Source organism: Mesorhizobium sp. WSM4846, assembly GCF_055811415.1.
This window is the reverse complement of record NZ_JBVVPZ010000052.1, coordinates 17,888-38,804: the sequence shown is the minus strand read 5'-3', so window position 1 is coordinate 38,804 and position 20,917 is coordinate 17,888. Positions and strand designations below refer to the sequence as shown.

The 20,917-nt window shown below is 62.5% G+C and carries 20 protein-coding genes; 8 read left to right on the top strand and 12 right to left on the bottom strand.

The features are described 5' to 3' along the window. Positions 1-418 precede the first annotated feature (418 nt). Together AC0L15_RS29145 and AC0L15_RS29140 are read right to left on the bottom strand one after the other, a co-directional pair. Positions 419-2,164: an NAD+ synthase gene (locus AC0L15_RS29145; RefSeq protein ID WP_287247844.1), complete on the bottom strand. Its 1,746-nt coding sequence runs from the start codon at positions 2,162-2,164 to the stop codon at positions 419-421. Between the two features lie 176 nt (positions 2,165-2,340). Further along, positions 2,341-3,054: a DNA-3-methyladenine glycosylase I gene (locus AC0L15_RS29140; protein WP_287247845.1), complete on the bottom strand. Its 714-nt coding sequence runs from the start codon at positions 3,052-3,054 to the stop codon at positions 2,341-2,343. A gap of 89 nt (positions 3,055-3,143) precedes the next feature. On the opposite strand from AC0L15_RS29140, the gene AC0L15_RS29135 reads away from it, so the two are divergent. Together AC0L15_RS29135 and AC0L15_RS29130 are read left to right on the top strand one after the other, a co-directional pair. Beyond that, positions 3,144-3,707: a DUF1003 domain-containing protein gene (locus AC0L15_RS29135; protein WP_287247846.1), complete on the top strand. Its 564-nt coding sequence runs from the start codon at positions 3,144-3,146 to the stop codon at positions 3,705-3,707. Then, positions 3,704-4,291, top strand: coding sequence for a DedA family protein (locus AC0L15_RS29130; RefSeq protein ID WP_287247848.1), 588 nt, complete (start codon positions 3,704-3,706; stop codon positions 4,289-4,291). Before AC0L15_RS29135 ends, AC0L15_RS29130 begins: the two co-directional genes overlap by 4 nt. A gap of 3 nt (positions 4,292-4,294) precedes the next feature. On the opposite strand, the gene AC0L15_RS29125 is transcribed toward AC0L15_RS29130, so the two are convergent. The 3 genes from AC0L15_RS29125 to AC0L15_RS29115 form a co-directional block, all read right to left on the bottom strand. Then, positions 4,295-4,873: a hemerythrin domain-containing protein gene (locus AC0L15_RS29125; protein ID WP_287247850.1), complete on the bottom strand. Its 579-nt coding sequence runs from the start codon at positions 4,871-4,873 to the stop codon at positions 4,295-4,297. A gap of 98 nt (positions 4,874-4,971) precedes the next feature. Further along, entirely contained in the window at positions 4,972-5,331 is a 360-nt protein-coding gene (locus AC0L15_RS29120; protein ID WP_287247852.1) for a diacylglycerol kinase, read from the bottom strand. 95 nt (positions 5,332-5,426) lie between these two features. Next, on the bottom strand, positions 5,427-5,846 hold the full coding sequence (locus AC0L15_RS29115) for a GFA family protein (protein WP_287247854.1): 420 nt from the start codon (positions 5,844-5,846) through the stop codon (positions 5,427-5,429). Positions 5,847-6,083: 237 nt separating this feature from the next. Here AC0L15_RS29115 and AC0L15_RS29110 point away from each other — a divergent pair, with 237 nt between their 5' ends. Together AC0L15_RS29110 and AC0L15_RS29105 are read left to right on the top strand one after the other, a co-directional pair. Next, positions 6,084-6,458 carry an MbcA/ParS/Xre antitoxin family protein gene (locus AC0L15_RS29110; protein WP_077383976.1) on the top strand — a complete coding sequence of 125 codons (375 nt, stop codon included), beginning with the start codon at positions 6,084-6,086 and terminating at the stop codon, positions 6,456-6,458. Continuing rightward, a complete protein-coding gene (locus AC0L15_RS29105; protein WP_287247856.1) occupies positions 6,418-7,206 on the top strand; it encodes an RES family NAD+ phosphorylase in 789 nt (262 codons plus the stop codon). The genes AC0L15_RS29110 and AC0L15_RS29105 overlap by 41 nt, the downstream gene beginning before the upstream one ends. A gap of 35 nt (positions 7,207-7,241) precedes the next feature. On the opposite strand, the gene AC0L15_RS29100 is transcribed toward AC0L15_RS29105, so the two are convergent. Then, positions 7,242-7,478, bottom strand: coding sequence for a dihydrofolate reductase family protein (locus tag AC0L15_RS29100; protein WP_287247857.1), 237 nt, complete (start codon positions 7,476-7,478; stop codon positions 7,242-7,244). A gap of 98 nt (positions 7,479-7,576) precedes the next feature. Between AC0L15_RS29100 and AC0L15_RS29095 the strand changes: the two genes are divergently transcribed. Further along, positions 7,577-7,843 (top strand): type II toxin-antitoxin system ParD family antitoxin, encoded by a 267-nt coding sequence (locus AC0L15_RS29095; RefSeq protein WP_287247858.1) that lies wholly within the window; start codon positions 7,577-7,579, stop codon positions 7,841-7,843. Continuing rightward, the gene (locus AC0L15_RS29090; RefSeq protein ID WP_287247859.1) at positions 7,840-8,208 is read left to right on the top strand and encodes a type II toxin-antitoxin system RelE/ParE family toxin; all 369 of its coding nucleotides are present in this window, start codon (positions 7,840-7,842) and stop codon (positions 8,206-8,208) included. Before AC0L15_RS29095 ends, AC0L15_RS29090 begins: the two co-directional genes overlap by 4 nt. Before the next feature lie 100 nt (positions 8,209-8,308). Here the strand turns inward: AC0L15_RS29090 and AC0L15_RS29085 are convergent, their stop codons facing one another. From AC0L15_RS29085 to AC0L15_RS29075, 3 genes are all read right to left on the bottom strand, one after another. Continuing rightward, a complete protein-coding gene (locus AC0L15_RS29085; RefSeq protein WP_023801100.1) occupies positions 8,309-9,682 on the bottom strand; it encodes a class II 3-deoxy-7-phosphoheptulonate synthase in 1,374 nt (457 codons plus the stop codon). Positions 9,683-9,988: 306 nt separating this feature from the next. Then, complete coding sequence (gene mfd, locus AC0L15_RS29080) at positions 9,989-13,486, bottom strand: transcription-repair coupling factor (RefSeq protein WP_473497916.1); 3,498 nt, start codon at positions 13,484-13,486, stop codon at positions 9,989-9,991. Positions 13,487-13,499: 13 nt separating this feature from the next. Next, positions 13,500-13,787, bottom strand: a complete 288-nt coding sequence (locus tag AC0L15_RS29075) for an FAD assembly factor SdhE (RefSeq protein ID WP_287247863.1) — start codon at positions 13,785-13,787, stop codon at positions 13,500-13,502. 310 nt (positions 13,788-14,097) lie between these two features. Between AC0L15_RS29075 and recG the strand changes: the two genes are divergently transcribed. Then, on the top strand, positions 14,098-16,209 hold the full coding sequence (gene recG / locus AC0L15_RS29070; protein WP_287247864.1) for an ATP-dependent DNA helicase RecG: 2,112 nt from the start codon (positions 14,098-14,100) through the stop codon (positions 16,207-16,209). Here recG and AC0L15_RS29065 read toward each other — a convergent pair. After that, complete coding sequence (locus tag AC0L15_RS29065) at positions 16,161-16,919, bottom strand: DUF502 domain-containing protein (protein ID WP_128186074.1); 759 nt, start codon at positions 16,917-16,919, stop codon at positions 16,161-16,163. The two genes, recG and AC0L15_RS29065, sit on opposite strands and share 49 nt — an antisense overlap. Before the next feature lie 79 nt (positions 16,920-16,998). Further along, positions 16,999-18,822: a glutamine--fructose-6-phosphate transaminase (isomerizing) gene (gene glmS / locus AC0L15_RS29060; RefSeq protein WP_473497913.1), complete on the bottom strand. Its 1,824-nt coding sequence runs from the start codon at positions 18,820-18,822 to the stop codon at positions 16,999-17,001. A 298-nt stretch (positions 18,823-19,120) separates the two neighbouring features. Between glmS and AC0L15_RS29055 the strand changes: the two genes are divergently transcribed. Continuing rightward, positions 19,121-19,426: a hypothetical protein gene (locus AC0L15_RS29055; protein ID WP_287247950.1), complete on the top strand. Its 306-nt coding sequence runs from the start codon at positions 19,121-19,123 to the stop codon at positions 19,424-19,426. Here the strand turns inward: AC0L15_RS29055 and glmU are convergent, their stop codons facing one another. Then, on the bottom strand, positions 19,427-20,791 hold the full coding sequence (gene glmU / locus AC0L15_RS29050; RefSeq protein ID WP_287247866.1) for a bifunctional UDP-N-acetylglucosamine diphosphorylase/glucosamine-1-phosphate N-acetyltransferase GlmU: 1,365 nt from the start codon (positions 20,789-20,791) through the stop codon (positions 19,427-19,429). Between the last annotated feature and the right edge of the window lie 126 nt (positions 20,792-20,917).

Here is a 20,917-nt window from a genome sequence, read left to right as displayed (position 1 = left end):
GCGGCTCGCCCGAATACGGGCGGCGACCGGCATCGACGAATGCCTGCTGTCAGATTGCCTGGCCGTGAAGCTGAAAAACCTTCCGGCGCGCCCTCTGAGACCTAGGCTTCGCGGCCTCGCATAACGATGTCAAATCCTGGCATTCGGTCCTCCCATTAGAGCGACGTGCGTCCATTCGGACGCACAAAGTACGCTCTAACATTTGAATCGGCGCATCGTGCTTTCCGAAAATCGATTCCGATTTTCAGGCCGATGCGTAGGGATCGCGGAAAGGCGTTTATAGAGTCGCGTCAACGCCGCGCCAAGTCAATGGAAGGCCAAAAGTGCATCTGGTCCAACTGGTGAGGCGATTTTGCAACAATCGCGGGTTGTGCACTTCCTCGCGGCAGCCATTTTCATAGCAGCAAAAAACGGCGATCTATCCGCCGTCCCTGAACCGGTTGGTGATGGGATAACGGCGGTCGCGGCCGAAATTCTTTTTGGTGATCTTCACGCCCGGCGCTGCCTGCCGGCGCTTGTATTCGGCGATGTAGAGCAGGTGCTCGATGCGCGTCACCGTTGCCCGGTCGTGGCCGCGGGCGACGATCTCGTCGACACCCATCTCGTTCTCGACCAGACACTCCAATATGTCGTCCAGCACCGGATAGGGCGGCAGCGAATCCTGATCCGTCTGGTTCTCGCGCAGTTCCGCCGACGGCGCCTTGTCGATGATGTTGTTCGGGATCACCTCGCCAGATGGGCCCAGCGCACCCGGCGGCACATGCGTATTGCGCCAGCGCGCCAGCGCATAGACCTGCATCTTGTAGAGGTCTTTTATCGGGTTGAAGCCGCCATTCATGTCGCCGTAGAGCGTGGCGTAGCCGACCGACATCTCGCTCTTGTTGCCGGTGGTGACCACCATCGAGCCGAACTTGTTGGAGATCGCCATCAAAATGGTGCCGCGCGCGCGGCTCTGCAGGTTTTCCTCGGTGATGCCTTCCTTGGTGCCCTCGAAAAGCTGTGTCAGCGTATGCAGGAATCCCTCGACCGGCTCGAAGATCGGCACGATGTCATAGCGGCAGCCGAGCGCACGGGCGCAATCCTCGGCGTCTTTGAGCGAGTCCTTCGAGGTGTAGCGGTAGGGCATCATCACGGCGCGCAGCCGCTCCTCGCCGAGCGCATCGACGGCAAGTGCTGCGCAGATCGCCGAATCGATGCCGCCGGAAAGACCGAGCACGACATTCCTGAAACCGTTCTTGTTGACGTAGTCGCGCAGGCCCAGCATGCAGGCGCGGTAATCGGCCTCCTCCTTTTCCGGGATTTTTGACATCGGTCCTTCGGAGCAGACCCAGCCATCAGGACCATTTCCAAGTTGCGCGCCTGCCGCGGCGTTATTTCTATTTTGCGCGCCTGCGGCGGCGCGGTTGCGCTTCCAGGTGGTGACGTTGACCGTTTCCTCGAACTGGCTCATCTGGAAGGCCAGCGTCTTGTCAGAACCTATGGCAAACGACGCGCCGTCGAAGATCAGCTCGTCCTGGCCGCCAAGCTGGTTGGCGTAGATGATCGGCAATCCGCATTCGATGACCTGGCGGATGACAATTTGGTGGCGGACATCGACCTTGCCGCGATAATAGGGCGAGCCGTTCGGCACCAGCAGGATTTCCGCGCCGCTTTCGGCCAGCGTCTCGCAGACGCCGACATCGCCCCAGATGTCTTCGCAGATCGGAATTCCCAGGCGCACGCCGCGGAAATTGACCGGCCCCTGGATTTCTGGGCCGGCCTGGAAGACGCGCTTCTCGTCGAATTCGCCGTAGTTCGGCAGATCGAGCTTGTAGCGCTCGGCAAGGATCTTGCCGCCATCGGCAAAGATGATCGAATTGTGCGTGCCGCTCTTGCGCTTCAGCGGGGTGCCAATAATGAAGCCAGGCCCGCCATCGGCAGTATCGCGAGCGAAATCCTGCGCCGCCCGCTCGCAGGCCTTCAGGAACGCCGGTTTCAGCACCAGGTCTTCGGGCGGATACCCAGCAAGGAAAAGCTCGGTGAACAGCACGATGTCGGCGCCCTGGCGAGCGGCATCCGCCCTCGCCTCGCGCGCCTTGGCGAGATTGCCGGCGACGTCGCCAACCGTCGGATTGAGCTGGGCGACGGCGATGCGCAATATGTCGGAAGCGGTCTTGTCGGTCATGCCTGCTGACTTAGCGCGACAGAATTCGCCGGGCAATGGCGTTTGCTTGGACCACCCCAGAACGAATGACACAGGTCATTCGTGTCGACCATCGACGAATGTCAATCGTGTCGGATCGACCGAATGACATAGGTCATTCGTGTCAGACCGATCGGACCGCCGATTCCGATCGCGTCTTATTCGCCCATAAATTCGCGCAGAGCCTGCGGCGAGTGGTTTTCGCCGATCGACATCGCCAGGATGCGCGAAATATGCCGGCGCGGTAGCCCGGTATCCGCCGCCCAGGCATTGATCTGGTTCTGGATCTTGTCGAGATCGCGCTTCGATGTCGGGTGTTCGGCGATGTCCAGGCCGGCGCCGCGCAGTGCGGCCGCCATGTCGCCTGAGATGATGAAGGCGTCCCACTCCAGCCACCTCAAAAAATACTGGCCGGTATTGCCGCCGAGCCGGCTGCCATGCTTGCCGAGATAGGCCATCAGTCCAACCTGGTCGTCTTCTGGCCAGTCGGCGAGGAACCTGCCAAAGCCGCCGTGCTCCTTCGAGACACGCTCAACGAAAGCCGCGTTGTCGCGAACCGCCTTGATCTTCTGCGGATTGCGCACGATGCGCTCGTCGGCTGTCAGCTCGTGCCAGAAATCGTCAGGCTGGAACAACAGCCGCTTCGGCTCGAAGCCGAGAAACGCTTGTTCGAAACCCGGCCATTTCTGCTCGATGACGCGCCAGACGAAACCGGCGGCAAAAACACGCTCGGCCATCGTCGACAGGATGCGGTCATCGCTAATGTCAGCCACCGCGGCATTGTCGGGCATCGGCCCCAGCAGCGATGCCAGCACCGCTTCCCCGCCCTTGCGTTTGGCCGCGCGGGCGCGGATTTTCTGAAAATCCATCATTGTTTCCTCACCCTGTCGCGTCAATCTACCACTTCCCGCGCGAACCGGCAGCCTCTAGGTCTATGCGGACGCTGACGACGGAGGCGACAATGAACAAGACGATCGAAGATCTGGCAAACCGCTGGCTGAGGCGAAGGCCGGATGGCCTAAGCCAGGTCGAGAGCCAGGTGCTGCAAAGCACGCTCGAACGCACCACGATCGCGAAGGACACCAACAAGGCCGTCGCTTTTCACCAGACGTTTGGCGACCGCCTCGCCGACACCATCGCCCGGATCGGCGGTTCGTGGTCCTTCATCCTGGCCTTCATCGCCTTCCTGATCCTGTGGACGTCAGGCAATGCCTGGCTTCTGTCGCGCGACGCCTTCGATCCCTATCCCTTCATCTTCCTCAACCTTATCCTGTCGATGGTCGCTGCACTGCAGGCGCCGGTGATCATGATGGCGCAGAACCGCCAGGCCGAGCGCGACCGCATCGACGCCGCCCACGACTACGAGGTCAATCTCAAGGCCGAGATCGAGATCATGGCGCTGCATGAGAAGCTGGACGAACTGCGCCACAGCCAGATCGTTGGCATGCGCGACGAGATTGCGCAGCTGGCCGAACAGGTGAAGCGGATCGACGAGATCCTGTCGAAGCAGCGGACGCGCTCATGACGGATGCCATCCATAATCTCATCGAGCAATACGGGCTGATTGCCGTCTTCATGGGCTGTGTCGCCGAGGGCGAAAGTGCCGCCCTCCTCGGCGGGTTTTTCGCGCATCAGCACGTTTTCGTCCTGTGGCAGGCGTTTCTGGCGGCCGCCGTCGGCGCTTTTGCCGGCGACAGCTTTTTCTTCATCCTCGGACGAAGCTTCGCCGACCATCCGTTCGTGGTCAAACTGAAGGGCCGGCCGGGTTTCAGCCACGCCTATCGTCTTGTCTCCACCCATCCCGACATTTTCGTGCTGACGAACCGTTTCATTTACGGCCTGCGCCTTGTCGGCGGTATCGCGGCCGGACTGTCCGGCATTGCCGTGACGCGCTTTGTCATTCTCAACGCCATTTCATCGATGGTCTGGGCCGGATTGTTCACCACCATCGGCTATGCGTTCGGGCTGGGCGCGGAGCGCATCGTCGGCCAGGCCTTGGTCCGTCACGAGCGATTGCTGATCGCCCTAGCGATTGGCCTGGGCGTGGCCGTCCTTGCCTGGTTCGTCGCTCACACCATTGCCAAGAAGGAGCGCAGCAAGGAGAAGTGAGGATCAGTCGATGCCGAGCGCCCGGCCACGATCGAGGATCAGCGGGATGATCAGGTCTTCCTCGTCGGCAAGATGCCGGGTCAGCATGGCGATCAGCCGGCTGTTCTCGTCGGCATAGGCATCGGCGGCAAAGCGCTGCTTGTCCTCGCTCTCCCTTAGCGTGCGGATGAAAGCGTTTGCGGCCTCGGCATTGCGCTCCAGCCCTTCATGGATCGTATGATGATCGGCATCGAGAATCTCGAAGCCGCGCTTCAGCCGGGTCTCGGCCTTGGCGAAGACCGGAAAGTAATGGATATCCTCGACATTATGGTGGCCATCGAGATGCCCGAGAAAATGGTTGAGGCGCGGCGCGAACCAGCCCGCGAACTCCGGCGCCGTCAGCCTGCCCTCGCGATAGTCGCCAATGCCGTTGGCCAGCATGCCGCCGAGCTCGCGGAACATGTCGTGCCGCTGCAGCCACATAGTGGCGATGCCATGGATATTGGCGTGGCCCTGCCAGACCTCGCGCGGATATTTTTCAGCCAGCCAGCGCAAATCGTCCGGCAGCCCCGCGCGTTCGAGCAGCAGTGAATCAGCGGTCATGTCGGTCTCCTCAGACCATTATCCCGGAAAGTGGATACCGGTTTTCGGAACAGATCATGGGATCAGGTTGTGGTGACCGGCATGTAGGGATTTGATGGCTAGATCGGTAGCCCCAGGATTCGCTCGATGATGGCGATGCCCCAGACGCCGGCAACGATCACCACCGAAATCAGCACCGCCAGCGAACCGCAGTCCTTGGCGAGTTGGATATCGACGTTGAACTCCCGGCTGAACGCATCGCATGCGGCCTCGATGCCGGTGTTCAGCACTTCGACCATGATCAGCAGCAGCACCGCGCCGATCAGCAGCGCATAGCCGCGCCACGACACCGAAACAACCCAGCCGAGCGGCAGCGCCAGCACGAGCAGCATCAGCTCCTGCTGGAAGGCTTTTTCGCTGGAAGCCAATTTGCGAAATGCCCGCACTGAATTGTAGAAAGCATCGATCAGCCGCTGCATGCCAAACCTTTCCGAACCACCGGCAGGGGGATAGCGCAATGGCCGGATCAAGGGAATAAGGCGATCGCTGCAAAAATCATTTGCCGGCGAGCTTGTCACTCATCAGCGACCTTGATCGACGGCGTCGACTTTTCGAACTGCGGCAGCCCATCGTCGATCGTGTAGTAGTCGCCCTTGTCGCCGACGAAGATGTGGCATTCGCCCTGAAGTCCGGTGGGCTTGTCGAACAGTCCGGCCAAAACCGAGACATATTCATCGTCCTGCGGCTTCCAGAACAGCAACGAGCCGCATGTCTTGCAGAAACCGCGCCTGGCAAACGAAGATGCTTCGTACCAGGTGATGCTTTCCGCGCCCACTATTGTGATGTCTGCGTTGGCAACATTGGTTGCAGCGTAGAAATGCCCGCTCTGTTTCCGGCACTGCGAGCAGTGGCAGTAGATGACGCCGCGCAAGGCCCCTCGCGTCTTGAACCGCACCGCCCCACACAGGCATGAGCCGCTATGAGTGTTGTCCATCTCGGGCCTCCCGACGCAGCCGTGATCCTTGGCGTCCCTTGCCAGGATTCCAGTTTTGCAGCGGCCGTGCTCAAGCGAATGCGACATTCGACGGGCGTGTTCCGCACAGCACGGTTTGGACAAAGCGGCAGGCCGCGCCAACAGCCTCTCGACGGCCCGCCAAATAGTTAAAGCCAATATCTTTCCATATGAATTTTTGTGCGCTATATTTTCACCAGAAAGGAAAGGCCGCCGACAATGCAACCCGATCTCGCCGCCAATACGGCCGAAAATGCAGTCCTGACCAAGGCCACGCTGCGCGCCGCCGACCTGCTGGACATTACCGCCAGGATGCTGGCCTCCATCATCGGGGTTTCGGAAGCCACGGTTTCGCGCATGCGCAGGCAGGAATTCCTGCTGGAGCGTGGAACCAAGCCGTTCGAGCTTGCCGTGCTGTTCGTCCGCCTGTTCCGCTCGCTCGACGCCATTGTCGGCGGCGACGAGACTGTCGCCCGGGCGTGGCTGAAGAACGCCAACACGGCCTTCGATGGCACGCCGCTCGAAAAAATCGTGACGATATCAGGACTTGTCGATGTCATCGCCTATCTGGACTCCCGACGCGCTCTCGTCTGAAGCCGCCAAACGAGGTGGCAAGTATGGGCTCGATGGCAAATATTGGCGCATGGTCGAGGCGCAGCACCGCGTCTCGACATTGAAAGTCGTTGACACGCTCGACGAGCAGGCCGTCCTCGAAGACCTCATCGAGGAAACCAAGCCGCAAATCCCCTTGGAATGCCGGCATCTGCATTATCTCCTGGCAACGCCTTTCCGCTACGGCTCGATCTACCCGCACGGTTCGCGCTTCCGCCGCGCCGGCAGGACCAAGGGCGTCTACTACGCGGCGGAAACCATGATGACCGCAGTTTCCGAAATGGCTTTTTACCGCCTGCTGTTCTTCGCCGAATCGCCGGCCACGCCGTGGCCGCGCGACGCCGCCGAATACACCGCCTTCGCCGCCGCGATACGCAGCACAAAGGTGATCGACCTGACGCGGCCGCCGCTCGACCGCGACGCGGCGGCGTGGACGCACCCGACCGACTACGCCGCCTGCCAAAATACTGCCGATGTCGCGCGCGAAGCCGGGCTGGAGGCGATCCGCTATCGCTCCGTGCGCGACCCGAAAGGCGCCAATGTGGCGCTGCTGGCATGCAGCGGCTTTGCCAAGCCGAAACCGCTGGAACCGCATACCTGGCGCATCAGGCTGGGCGCCTTCGGCGTGCAGGCGATCTGCGAGTTCCCGCAAAAGAGGATCGAGTTTTCCAGGACGGCGTTTGCCGCCGATCCCCGGCTCAACGGACTGCGCTGGGAGCGCGGGCGCTGACTGGATCCTGGCTAAAAACGACGGCGGCCCACTATTCAACCGGCGGGTGCGTAGCGCAGCAGTGTCACGCCCTGGGTAAGGCTTGCCTTACCAAGCGGCTTCAAGGTCAGCGACAGGCCGGACTGGAAATACGGCTTGCCGCCGCCAAGCACGACCGGGTGGATGTAGAGCCGGTACTCGTCGATGCAACCAGAGCGTGCGAAATGCGCGGCAAGATCGGCGCCGGCAACCGTGATCTGGCCATCCGCTTCCGAGTTGACGGATTTTGCCAAGTTCCCGACCCGTCGTCGCCAATTCAGAGTTCTTGCCATTGACAAACATTGCCAAAAACTCATTTATCCAGGCGAAGCCAAGAGGCCGAGGAAGCGACATGGCAACGATGAACGTAAGCCTTCCAAGCGATATGGTCGAATTCGTGGAGCAGGAAGTCTCCCAAGGCGGATACGGCTCCTCGAGTGAAGTCGTCAGGGAAGCGCTGCGCTTGCTGCGACACGAAAAGGCCCAGCAGGCGGAGAAACTCGCCATCCTTCGGCGCGAAATCAGTATAGGGGTGGAAGCCGCCAACGCAGGACGCTTCTCGAAGAAAAGCGTCAGTGACATTCTCGATGAGGTGATGCTCGAATCGCCCAGGAAATGAGATACGAGCTTACCGAACCCGCCGAACGCGATATCAGGGACATCTTGCGAAATACGATGCAGACGTTCGGCCCGCGGCAAGTCCGGGCCTATGCCCGCATCATCGAACTTGGTATCAAGCTGATCTCGGAAAATCCGGATCGACCAGGTTCCATCGAACGCGCAGAACTCGCCGCGGGTGTTCGACTGCTGCACCTGGAGATCGCTGCGAGAAGGCGCGGAGGTGCTGCGCATTGCCTCTACTACATGAAGGGTCGCCTTTCGGACGATACGACCGGCGTCATCGTTGTTCGAGTGCTCCACGAACGCATGGAACCACGGCATAGAGTGACCCGAGCACTCAAGAACATGGCAAGGCCAAGGTAGATAGCCTGGAGATATCCGACGGTGATGGGCCGTCCAGTGGTCCGGGTTCCTCAGGGGCTGGGGATGTCTCCGGCGCTACTTGATCGATGGCGGACTGAAATCAGCCGTTGACGGCCTGCTTGTGCTGAACCGGGTGGCTCTTCTTGAGCAGGTCCGAGACCAGGAACGCCAGCTCAATCGCCTGGTCGGCGTTTAGGCGCGGGTCGCAATGGGTGTGATAGCGGTCCTGCAATTCCTCGGCGGTGATGGCGCGGGCGCCACCGGTGCATTCGGTGACGTTCTTGCCGGTCATCTCGATGTGGATGCCGCCCGGATGCGTCCCTTCGGCGCGATGCACCTCGAAGAAGCTCTGCACTTCCTTCAGGATGCGGTCGAACGGCCGCGTCTTGTAGCCGGCGGCCTCGATGGTGTTGCCATGCATCGGGTCCGACGACCACACCACGCTGCGGCCTTCCTTCTGCACCGCGCGGACCAGCTTCGGCAGATGCTCGGCGACCTTGTCGGAGCCGAAGCGCGCGATCAGCGTCAGCCGGCCGGGCTCGTTTTCCGGATTGAGCAGGTCGATGAGCTGCAGCAAGCCGTCCGGCGTCAGCGACGGGCCGCATTTCAGGCCCAGCGGGTTCTTGATGCCACGGCAGTATTCGACATGGGCATGGTCGGGCTGGCGGGTGCGATCGCCGATCCAGATCATGTGGCCGGAGGTTGCATACCAGTCGCCGGAGGTCGAATCGACGCGGGTCAGCGCCTCCTCGTAGCCGAGCAGCAGCGCCTCGTGGCTGGTGTAGAAGTCGGTCTCGCGCAGCGCGTAATTGGTCTCCGAGGTGATGCCGACAGCCTTCATGAAGTCCATCGTCTCGGTGATGCGGTTGGCGAGCGACTCGTATTTCTCGCCCTGCGGGCTGTCGGACACGAAGCCCAGCATCCATTGATGCACGTTCTCCAGGCTGGCGTAGCCGCCCTGCGCAAACGCGCGCAACAGGTTGAGCGTCGCCGCCGACTGGCGGTAGGCCATCTCCTGGCGTGCGGGATCGGGAATACGCGACTTGGCGTCGAATTCGATGCCGTTGATGATGTCGCCGCGATAGCTGGGCAGCGTCACGCCGCCCTTGGTCTCGTTGTCGGACGAGCGCGGCTTGGCGAACTGGCCGGCAACACGGCCGACCTTCACCACCGGCTGCGCGCCGGCGAAGGTCAGCACCACGGACATCTGCAGGAAGACGCGGAAGAAGTCGCGGATGTTGTCCGCGCCATGCTCGGCGAAACTCTCGGCGCAATCACCGCCCTGCAGAAGGAATGCGTCACCGGCAGCAACGGTCGCAAGCTGCTTCTTCAGCTTGCGTGCCTCACCTGCAAAAACCAGCGGTGGAAAGGTGGCGAGCTGGGCTTCCGTGTTCTTCAGCGCGGCAAGATCCGGATAGGCAGGAACCTGCTGGATCGGCTTTGCTCTCCACGAATTCGGCGACCATTTCGTCATCGTTGCACCCAAAATTCCTTCGAGCGGGTGTTATAGCCCGCCATTTCGCCCCAATACGGGATCGCGGCTCCATACACGAAGCCGATTTCCTATTCTAGACCGGAATTTCGGTGGTGGCGAATGGCGCAAGCTCGCCGCCTGTCTTTCCTTCTCCCCTTGTGGGAGAAGGTGGATTGGCGCGCAGCGCCAAGACGGTTGAGGGGTGTTGGCCGGAGCACGGTTTTGCCAAGCTGGAACACCCCTCATCCGACCGCTTCGCGGCCACCTTCTCCCACAAGGGGAGAAGGGGGAGCCGGCTGAGCCGCGCTAAGCCGCATTCTCCACCAGCCTTGCCAGCTGCGTCATGACGACCGCTGAACCGGCCAGCCGCTTTTCAGGTGTCGGCCAGTCGCGGACGAAAACGACGCTGTGGTCCGGCCGGATCTTGGCCAGCGAACCCTGCTCGCCGATGAAGGTGACCAGCCCGACGGGGTTGGAGAACTCGCGCTTGCGGAAATGGATGACGACGCCCTTTGGTCCGGCATCGAGCTTTTCGACATTGGCCTTGCGGCACAGCGCCTTGATGAAGACGATCTTCAAGAGATGCTTCACTTCCTCCGGCAAAGGTCCGAAGCGGTCGATCAGCTCGGCGCCGAAAGCGTCGATCTCCTCGGTGTTTTCGAGATCGCCGAGGCGGCGGTAGAGCGCCAGCCGCAGCTGCAGGTCCGGAACATAGCTTTCGGGGATCATCACCGCCGTGCCGACGGCAATCTGCGGCGACCAGCCGCCATCCTGCACCTCGCCGGAATCCTTGACCTCGGCGACGGCCTCTTCCAGCATCTGCTGGTAGAGCTCGAAGCCGACCTCCTTGATGTGGCCGGACTGCTCTTCGCCGAGAAGATTGCCGGCACCTCGGATGTCGAGATCGTGGCTGGCGAGCTGGAAACCGGCGCCGAGCGTGTCGAGCGACTGCAGCACCTTCAGCCGGCGCTCGGCGGTATCGGTCAGCTTGCGGTTGGCCGGCAGCGTGAACAGCGCATAGGCGCGCACCTTCGAGCGGCCGACGCGGCCGCGCAGCTGGTAAAGCTGCGACAGGCCGAACATGTCGGCGCGATGCACGATCAGCGTGTTGGCGGTCGGGATATCGAGGCCGGATTCGACGATGGTGGTCGACAACAGCACATCGTACTGGCCGTCGTAGAAGGCGTTCATGATGTCGTCGAGCTCGCCGGGCGGCATCTGGCCGTGAGCGACAGCCACCTTTAGCTCGGGCACGGATTCACGAAGGAAATCATGGATTTCCGCCAGATCGCTGATGCGCGGCACGACATAGAAGGAATGACCGCCGCGGTAGCGTTCCCGGAGCAGGGTCTCGCGGATGACCAGCGGGTCGAAGGGCGAGATGAAGGTGCGCACCGCCAGGCGGTCGACCGGCGGCGTGGCGATCAGCGACAGCTCACGCACCCCGGTCAATGCCAGTTGCAGCGTGCGCGGGATCGGCGTCGCCGACAGCGTCAGCACATGCACGTCGCTCTTCAGGTCCTTCAGCCGTTCCTTGTGCTTGACGCCAAAATGCTGTTCCTCGTCGATGATCAACAGGCCGAGATTCTTGAACGAGATCGACGAGCCGAGCAGCGCGTGAGTGCCGATGACGATGTCGACGGTGCCGTCGGCGATGCCTTTCTTGGCCTCTGCCAGTTCCTTGGCGCCGACCAGCCGCGAGGCCTGGGCGACGCGGATCGGCAGGCCGGAGAAGCGCTGCAAAAAGGTCTTGAAATGCTGGCGCGACAGCAGCGTCGTCGGCACCACCACCGCGACCTGAAAGCCTTCCATCGCCGCAATGAAGGCGGCGCGAAGGGCGACCTCCGTCTTGCCGAAGCCGACATCGCCGCAGATCAGCCGGTCCATCGGCTTTCCGGCGCCCAGGTCGCCCATGACCGAATCGATCGCCGTCTGCTGGTCGTCGGTCTCCTCATAGGGAAACCGCGCGGCGAATTCGTCATAGAGACCGTCGGCGGGCACCAGCGAAGGGGCAGCGCGCATCTGCCGCTCGGCGGCGATGCGGATCAACTGTCCGGCCATGTCGAGCAGGCGTTTCTTCAGCCGCGCTTTTCTGGACTGCCAGGCGCCGCCGCCAAGCTTGTCCAATGTCGCCTCAGTCGAATCCGAGCCATAGCGCGACAAAAGCTCGATGTTCTCCACCGGCAGGAACAGCCGGTCGTCGCCGGCATAATGGATTTCGAGGCAATCATGCGGTGCGCCGACCGCCTCGATGGTGCGCAGCCCGATGAAGCGGCCAATACCGTGGTCGCTATGGACGACGATGTCGCCGGAGGACAAAGCCGCGGCCTCGGCGATGAAATCGGAAGGGCGCTTCTTGCGCTTCGAGCGACGGATGAGCCGGTCGCCCAGAATGTCCTGCTCGGCGACGACGACCAGTTTCTCGGTCTCGAAGCCGGATTCGAGCGGCAGCACGGCAAGTCCCGCCTGCCCCGGTTCGAGCTTTTCCGCCTCGGCCAGCGTAGCCACCGGCTCGAGGTTGCCGAGATGATGCTCGGCCAGGATCTGGCCGAGCCGGTCGAGCGAACCTTCGGTCCAGCCGGCGACGACGACGCGGCGGCGGGCGGCGCGCTCGTCGGCGATGTGTTTTACGACGACGTCGAAGACGTTGACGTTGGGGTCGGCGCGTTCCTCGACGAAGCTGCGGCCATGCCGCGACCCGGCATGGAAGATTTTCCTGGCGCCGGCGTCGGGCGCGTCGAACGGCGTGAAGTCGATCGCCTCGCGCGGGCCAAGCGAGGCGATGAGGTTTTCCGGCGACAGATAAAGCAGGTCGGGCGGCACCGGCTTGTAGGGGACGGCGTCCTTCAGCGCGCCGTCGGCCTGCTTCCTGCGCGCCTCGTAATGGTCGAGGATCAGCGCATGGCGCTCCGCCAGCGCCTCATGCGCCAGATGATCGAACACGACAGGCGTGTCCGGCAGATAGTCGAACACCGTCTCCAGCCGCTCGTAGAAGAACGGCAGCCAGTGCTCCATGCCGGCAAAACGCCGTCCCTCGCTGACCGCCGCATAGAGCCCATCGTCACGCGAGGGCGCGCCAAAAGCGTCGATGTAGGAGCGGCGGAAGCGGCTGATGGTCTCCGGCGTCAGCGCCACTTCGCTCATCGCCTGCAGCGCCATCGACTTGCGCTGGCCGGTGGTGCGCTGCGTGGCGGCGTCGAAGACGCGGATCGATTCCAGCGTATCGCCGAAGAAATCGAGCCTGAGCGCTTCCGTCCAGCCCGGCGCCAACAGGTCCAGAATGCCGCCGCGCACGGCGAACTCGCCGACGCCGCGCACGGTCGGCACCCGCTCGAAGCCTGATATCTCCAGCCGCGACGCCAGTGCGTTCATGTCGATCTGGTTGCCGGGTTTGGCGTGAAATGTCTGCGCCTCGACAAGGCTTGCCGGCGGAATGCGCTGCAGCAGCGCGTTGGCGGTGGTCAGGATGACGGCGCGGTGCGGGTTTTTTGCCAACGCGATCATCGCGGTAAGTGCGTCCAGCCGCCGCGCGGCTGCATCCGAGCCGGGCGAAACGCGGTCATAGGGCAGACAATCCCAGGCCGGCAGTTCGAGCACCGGCAGGCCAGGCGCGGCGAAGGAAAGCGCCTCGACGATCGAAGGCAGGCGCTGGCCGTCGCGTGCCACGAACAGCACCGGCTTGTCAGGCGCGATCTCGTGCGCGGCCTGCACCAGCGCGAAGGCTTCGTAACCGTCGGCGACGCCATCGACGATGAACTGGCCGGCGCGGCCTTTCGGCAGGCCGATGGTGGGGATCAGGCTCATGGAATCACGTGTTTCAGAATGTCATCGCCTGGCGCGACGCCAGGATTTTTTGCAGGACGGCACAGTCGATGTCAGCCGGAATCGGCCGCTCGCCGGTGATCATGGGCAGGAATTCGGTGTCGGCAATTTCGAGGAGCCTCTCATATTGGTCGAGTTCGTCGCCGGTCAAGGCGCCGATCTCGGCGTCGGCGAAACTGCCGAGAATAAGGTCCATTTCGCGCATGCCGCGATGCCAGGATCGAAACAGAAGCTTGCGGCGGCGGGCGTCGAGCCCCTCGCTTGATCGTCTCGTTCCGGTCATTGTCCAGCATCCTTCCCTGAAGCGGCGCCTATAGCGTGGATAGAGCGCGGTGTCAGCCTTGCAACGGTCCGGTGGGTGTCTAACATCCCGGTGTGACATACACTCCTGACACCGTCGGCGCTAAGACCCCCCTCGGTCCTGCCGGACATCTCCCCCTCAAGGGGGGAGATTTGCCGTCGCGACTGATTTCGCCAATCTCCACCGCTGCAGGATGGGCGATGAGGCCAAAGCTGCCGATCTCCCACCTTGAGGGGGAGATGGCCGGCAGGCCAGAGGGGGGTGAGCGCCGACATCGCGTGGTCTCTCACCCATGAGACCTTCCCTCCTCGATCCGCTGTTTGTCCCGATCACCTCGCTTGCCGGCGTCGGGTCGAAGGTCGGCGCACTGATCGAGAAAATCGTGCCGGCCGATCTCGGCGACCGCCGCCCCGCACGTGCCGGTGATCTTCTGTTCGTGCTGCCGCATTCGGTGATCGACCGCCGCAACCGGCCGGGCATCGCCGGTTCGGCTGAAGGCGCGATCGTCACCCTGGAAGTGCGCATCGATCGCCACCAGCCGCCGCCGCGCGGCAACAGATCGGTGCCGTACCGGGTTTACGCCCATGACGACACCGGCGAGATCGCGCTGACCTTCTTCCATGCGCACGCCGCCTATCTCGAAAAAGCAATGCCCGAGGGCGAGCATGTCGTTGTCTCCGGCCGCATGGAATGGTTCAACGGCCGCCCGACCATGGTTCATCCCGACCACATCGCGCTGGCCAGCGAAGCGGAAAACCTGCCGCTGGTCGAGCCGGTCTATCCGCTCACCGCCGGGCTCTCGGGAAAAGTGCTGCGCCGGGCAATCGGCCAGGCGCTCGCTCGCTTGCCGCTGCTGCCGGAATGGCAGGAGGATGAGTTTCTGCGCCGTCGCAGCTTTCCCGCCTTCGGCGACGCGCTCGCCCGCATCCACAATCCCGCCGACCCGATCGACGTGTCCGTCGACGGCGCGGCCTGGCGGCGTCTCGCCTATGACGAGTTTCTGGCAGGCCAGGTGTCGCTGGCACTGGTGCGCGCAAAAGTCCGCCGCCTGTCCGGCCGGCCGCTGGTCGGCGACGGCCGCTTCGTCGAAAAGCTGCGCGCCGCCCTTCCCTATTCGCTGACCAATTCGCAGGAAATGGCGCTTGCCGAAATCAATGCCGATCTCGGTGACCCCGAACGCATGCTGCGCCTGCTGCAGGGTGATGTCGGCTCAGGCAAGACGGTTGTCGCGCTGCTCGCCATGGCGCGCGCTGTCGAGGCCGGCGGCCAGGCGGCATTGATGGCGCCGACCGAAATCCTGGCGCGCCAGCATCTTGCGACGATTGCGCCGTTGGCGGAACAAGCCGGCCTGTGCATCGCCATCCTCACCGGGCGCGAAAAGGGCCGCGAGCGCACGGAGACGCTGGCCGGTCTGGCCAATGGCGAGATCGACATCGTCGTCGGCACCCATGCGCTGTTCCAGCAAACGGTGACGTTCCACGACCTGGTCCTCGCCGTCATCGACGAACAGCACCGGTTTGGCGTCCACCAGCGGCTGGCCATCACCGCGAAGGGCGACGCGCCCGACATGCTGGTGATGACGGCGACGCCGATCCCGCGCACGCTGGTGCTGACCGCCTTCGGCGACATGGATGTGTCGAAGCTGACGGAAAAGCCGGCCGGCCGCCAGCCGATCCGCACCATCACCCTGCCGCTCGAGCGGCTCGACGAACTGGTCGGCCGCATGCGCGACGCCGTCGCCGACGGCCAGAAGATCTATTGGATCTGTCCGCTGGTCGAGGAATCCGAAGAGATCAAGCTGATGTCGGCGGAGGACCGTTTTGCCTCCTTGAAGCCCCTGTTCGGCGGCCGGATCGGCCTGGTGCACGGGCGCATGAAGGGCGTCGAAAAAGACGAGGCGATGCGCGCCTTCAAGGCCGGCGAGACACGCATCCTGATCGCCACCACGGTCATCGAGGTCGGCGTCGATGTGCCGGATGCGACGATCATGGTCATCGAGCATGCCGAGCGCTTCGGCCTCGCCCAGCTGCACCAGTTGCGCGGCCGGGTCGGGCGCGGCGAAAAACCGTCGTCCTGCGTGCTGCTCTACAAGGACCCGCTCGGCGAGACGGCAACGCGCCGGCTGTCAGTGATGCGCGAGACCGAGGACGGCTTTCGCATCGCCGAGGAGGATCTGAAGCTGCGTGGCGAAGGCGAGTTGCTCGGCACCCGCCAGTCCGGCACACCTGGCTTCCAGGTGGCGCGCATCGAGGCGCATGCCGACCTGCTCGAAGCGGCTCGCGACGACGCGCGGCTGATCCTGTCGCGCGATCCGGAACTGCAATCCGAACGCGGCGCCGCCCTTCGCATGCTGCTTTATTTGTTCGGCCGCGACGAGGCTGTGCGGCTTTTGCGCGCCGGCTGAGGCTCGGCATCCACAGGCGGATTGCCGATCTGGCCGCCGATCGGCTTGCCGTTCAACGTTACCATTTTCGTCTTGACCGCCGGCGCCACTAGCCCGGCCGAAACGATCAGCTTGGCGCCGTCCTCGATCGTCATGTCGAGCAGCACGATATCGGATTTCGGCACGTACATCAGGAAGCCGGTGGTCGGGTTGGGCGTGCACGGCATGAACACCGCGATCAGCGGATCACCCTCCTGGTCAAGCTTCTGGTTGATCTCGGTTTCCTTCTCGCTGGCGACGAACACCAGCGACCAGACGCCCTTGCGCGGGTATTCGACCAGCCCGACCTGGCGGAACATGTCGCCCTTGTTCGATAGCACGGTCTCGAAGATCTGCTTCAGCGACCCATAGATGCCGCGCACCAGCGGCATGCGGCCGAGCAGCCGCTCGCCGAACAAGACGATAGCCCGGCCAACGATATTGGCGGTCAGGAAACCGATCAGGGTGATCAGGATCAAGGCGACGATCAGCCCGAATCCCGGAACCGGCGCCGGCAGATAGCTATCGGGGTTGTAACGCGCCGGAATATAGGGTTTCACCCAGGAATCGACCCAACCGATGAACGACCAGGCGATGTAGGCGGTGATCGCCAGCGGCGCGCAGACGACAAAGCCTGTCAGGAAGTAATTCCGCAGCCGGGTCATGCCAGAGGTCTTGGAAGCGTCGGACATGGTTCACCGCAGCGCTGGTTGCGGCGCGACATTAATGAACCGCATCCGGCTTTGGAACTGCGAATTTTTTAAACCACGGCTATTCCACCGTCACCGATTTCGCCAGGTTGCGCGGCTGGTCGACGTCGGTGCCCATGAACACCGCGGTGAAATAGGCCAGCATCTGGATCGGCAGCGCGTAGATGATCGGCGAGATGATTTCCGGCACGTCCGGCAGCACGATCGTCTCCATCGTCTTCACCGTGGCGTGCGCGGCACCCTTGCTGTCGGTGATCAGGATGATCTTGCCGCCGCGCGCCGCCACTTCCTGCATGTTCGACACGGTTTTTTCAAAAATGCGGTCATGCGGGGCAATGACGATCACCGGCATGTTCTCGTCGATCAGCGCGATCGGCCCGTGCTTCAGCTCGCCGGCAGCATAGCCCTCGGCATGGATATAGGAGATTTCCTTGAGCTTCAGCGCGCCTTCCATGGCCAGCGGGAAATTGGTATCGCGGCCAAGATAAAGCACGTTCTTGTAGTGCGAGAGGTCGCGCGCGACCTTTTCGATCTGGCCGTCGAGCTTCAGGACCTGGTTGGCATAGCGCGGCGCTTCCGACAGTTGGCGGACCAGCGTCGTTTCCTGTTCCTGCGAAATCCTTCCGCGCGCCACGCCGGCCCGCACGGCAAGCGAGGCCAGCACCGACAATTGACAGGTGAAGGCCTTGGTCGAGGCGACACCAATCTCCGGCCCGGCCAGCGTCGGCAGGATAACGTCGGATTCGCGCGCCATCGTCGATTCGCGGACATTGACGACTGCGCCGATCTTCATGCCCGCCTTGCGGCAATAGCGCAGCGAGGCCAGCGTATCGGCGGTCTCGCCCGATTGCGAGATGAAGAAGGCAGCGTCTGTCTTCGACAGCGGCATTTCACGGTAACGGAATTCCGAAGCGACATCGATGTCGACCGGCAGCCGCGCATAGCGCTCGAACCAGTATTTGCTGATCAGGCCGGCCAGATAGGCAGTGCCGCAGGCCGAAATCGCCAGCCGGTCGATTTTGGCGAAATCGAACGGCAAGTCGAGCGGCTTCGAGACGCCGCCAACGAAATCCACATAATGCGCCAGCGTGTGCGAGATCACCTCGGGCTGTTCATGGATTTCCTTCTCCATGAAATGGCGCCGGTTGCCCTTATCGACCATGAAGCTGGTGCTGAGCGACTGCTGGCGCTTGCGGTCGACCTTGTTGCCGTCCATGTCGAAGATGGCGACGTCGTTGCGGCGCACCACCGCCCAGTCGCCATCCTCCAGATAGGTGATCGAATTGGTGAAGGGGGCAAGCGCGATGGCGTCGGAGCCCAAAAACATCTCGCCATTGCCATGGCCTACGGCCAGCGGCGGGCCGTTGCGCGCGCCAACGATGAGATCCTCGTCTCCCCTGAACATGATGGCCAGCGCAAAGGCGCCTTCCAGCCGCTTCAGCGCCTGGTGCGCGGCCTCGACCGGCTGCAGGCCCCTAGCCAGTTCGCGCCCCACCAGGTGTGCGACAACCTCGGTATCGGTCTGCGATGAAAATGTGTAGCCGTCGCGCATCAGTTCGTCGCGCAATTCGGCGAAATTCTCGATGATGCCGTTGTGGACGATGGCGACGCCGTCGGAAAAATGCGGATGCGCATTGGTCTCGTTGGGCACGCCATGCGTCGCCCAGCGCGTATGGCCGATGCCGATCATGCCGTCGAGCGGTTCGTCCTTCAGCCGGCGTTCGAGATTGATCAGCTTGCCCTCGGCGCGGCGACGCGCCAGCTGGCCGTGCTCGACGGTGGCGACGCCGGCCGAATCATAACCGCGATATTCGAGCCTTTTCAGCGCATCGACGATCAGTGGCGCGACCGGCGAGTGACTGACAATTCCGACGATACCGCACATAGACGTTGCCCCCGATTCCGGTATGAAAACCCGGCGCTATTTAGGGTTGGCCGGGCTGCCGCGAAAATCACATTGCGTTTTGTTCCGTATCAGCCGGAACGGTTCTGCACAGATGCACCATGACAAGTCGCTCTGCAATCCGGTTACAGCAATCGCTCAGTTTCTCCGAGCATGCATCGTATCTCGTCTCGGTGGTTCCTGAAATCCATCATAGATATGATGCGGTCATGAACAAACGATCGACACGGTGACGCTTTGGCGTCCGGTTGGGCCTAAAGAGCTGATCGAGAAGTCGGGCATGCGGGCGTTCCCGCCGCGCCTTCCCGAGCAACCCATTTTCTACCCCGTTCTGTCCGAAGCCTATGCCGTGCAGATCGCGCGTGACTGGAACGTGTCAGCCAACGGCTCGGGATTCGTCACCCGGTTTGATGTTCTGAAGGATTTTCTCGACCGCTATCAGATCGAACGAGCCGGCAGCAAGGCTCTTCGGGAATACTGGATTCCTGCCGAAGACCTCCCTGAATTCAACAGGGCGATTGTCGGCGGAATCAAAGTGACCGCTGTTTTCGGCAAGGATGCGAACCAGCCGACTGTCGAAGAATAATCATGCCCCGGCCTTCTTTGCCGCCGCGGCCGCAGCAAAACGCTCGCGCAATTCCTTGCCCTTGCCGGGCAGCGTCCTCTGGCGGGCGCGGCCGAAGGCGAGCGCATCGTCGGGCACGCTTTCGGTGATCACGCTGCCCGAAGCGATGTAGCCGCCCTTGCCGATTGCAACAGGCGCCACCAGCGACGAATTCGAGCCGACGAAGGCGCCCTCGCCGATGTCGGTGAAGAACTTCGAGTAGCCGTCATAATTGCAGGTGATGGTTCCAGCGCCGATATTGGCGCCGGCGCCGACGCGGGCATCGCCGATATAGGTCAGGTGATTGACCTTGGCGCCCTCCTCGACCGTCGCCTGCTTGACCTCGCAGAAATTGCCGACCTTGGCTTTTTGCCTGAGATCGGAACCCGGCCGCAGCCGCGCAAACGGACCAACATCGCAATTCGAAGCGATCGTGGCGCCTTCAATATGGCTGAAGGCATGGATCCTGGCGCCGGTGGCGATTGTCACGCCCGGCCCGAACCAGACATTGGGCTCGACGATCGTGTCGGCGCCGATCTCGGTGTCGTGCGAAAAAAACACGGTTTCGGGCGCGATCAATGTGACGCCGGAGAGCATGGCTTCGCGCCGCCGGCGCGTCTGCCAGATGCCTTCCGCCGCAGCGAGTTCGGCACGGTTGTTGATGCCGAGCACATTCTCAAAGCCGGCTTCTGCAGCAACAACGTCAAAACCCTGCCCGCCGGCGATCTCGACGATGTTGGTGAGGTAATACTCGCCCTTGGCGTTGTTGTTGCCGACTTGATCGAGCAGCGTCAGCGCGTGCTTGCCGGCAACCGCCATCAGACCGCCATTGCAGAAGGTGATTTTCTTCTCCTCGTCGGTGCAGTCCTTTTCCTCGCGGATGGCGATGAGCTTGCCGCCTTTTTCGATCAGCCGGCCATAGCCGGACGGATTTGACGTGCGGAAGCCGACCACAACGACAGCAGCGCCATCAGCCAGCTTCAGGCGCGCAGCCGTCAGCACCTCCGGATCGATCAGCGGCGTATCGCCGAACATCACGAGGATGTCGTCGTAACCCTTTGAGATCGCATCGCGAGCCGCCAGCGCGGCATGCGCCGTGCCGAGCCGCTTGTCCTGGACGAAGGTCTCCGCCTTCGGCGCGAATTTTTGCGTGGCCTTGCGCATCTCGTCCGCGCCATGGCCGATCACCAGCGCCAGATCGCCGCTGCCTGCGGCTTCCGCAGCCTTGACGACATGGGCGACCATCGGCAGGCCAGCGATCGGGTGCAGCACTTTTGGCACGGCGCTTTTCATGCGCGTGCCTTCGCCGGCGGCGAGGATGACGGACAGGCAGGTTCTCTGGCTCATGGAATGCGACCATATCAAAAGGGTTGGGAATCAAGGCATGTCTAAGCCCGGAAACTCACTAACATTGGCGCCATGCTGCACCAATGCGGTTAAATTCCGGTGAGACGGTTGTGCTGCTGTCAGCCA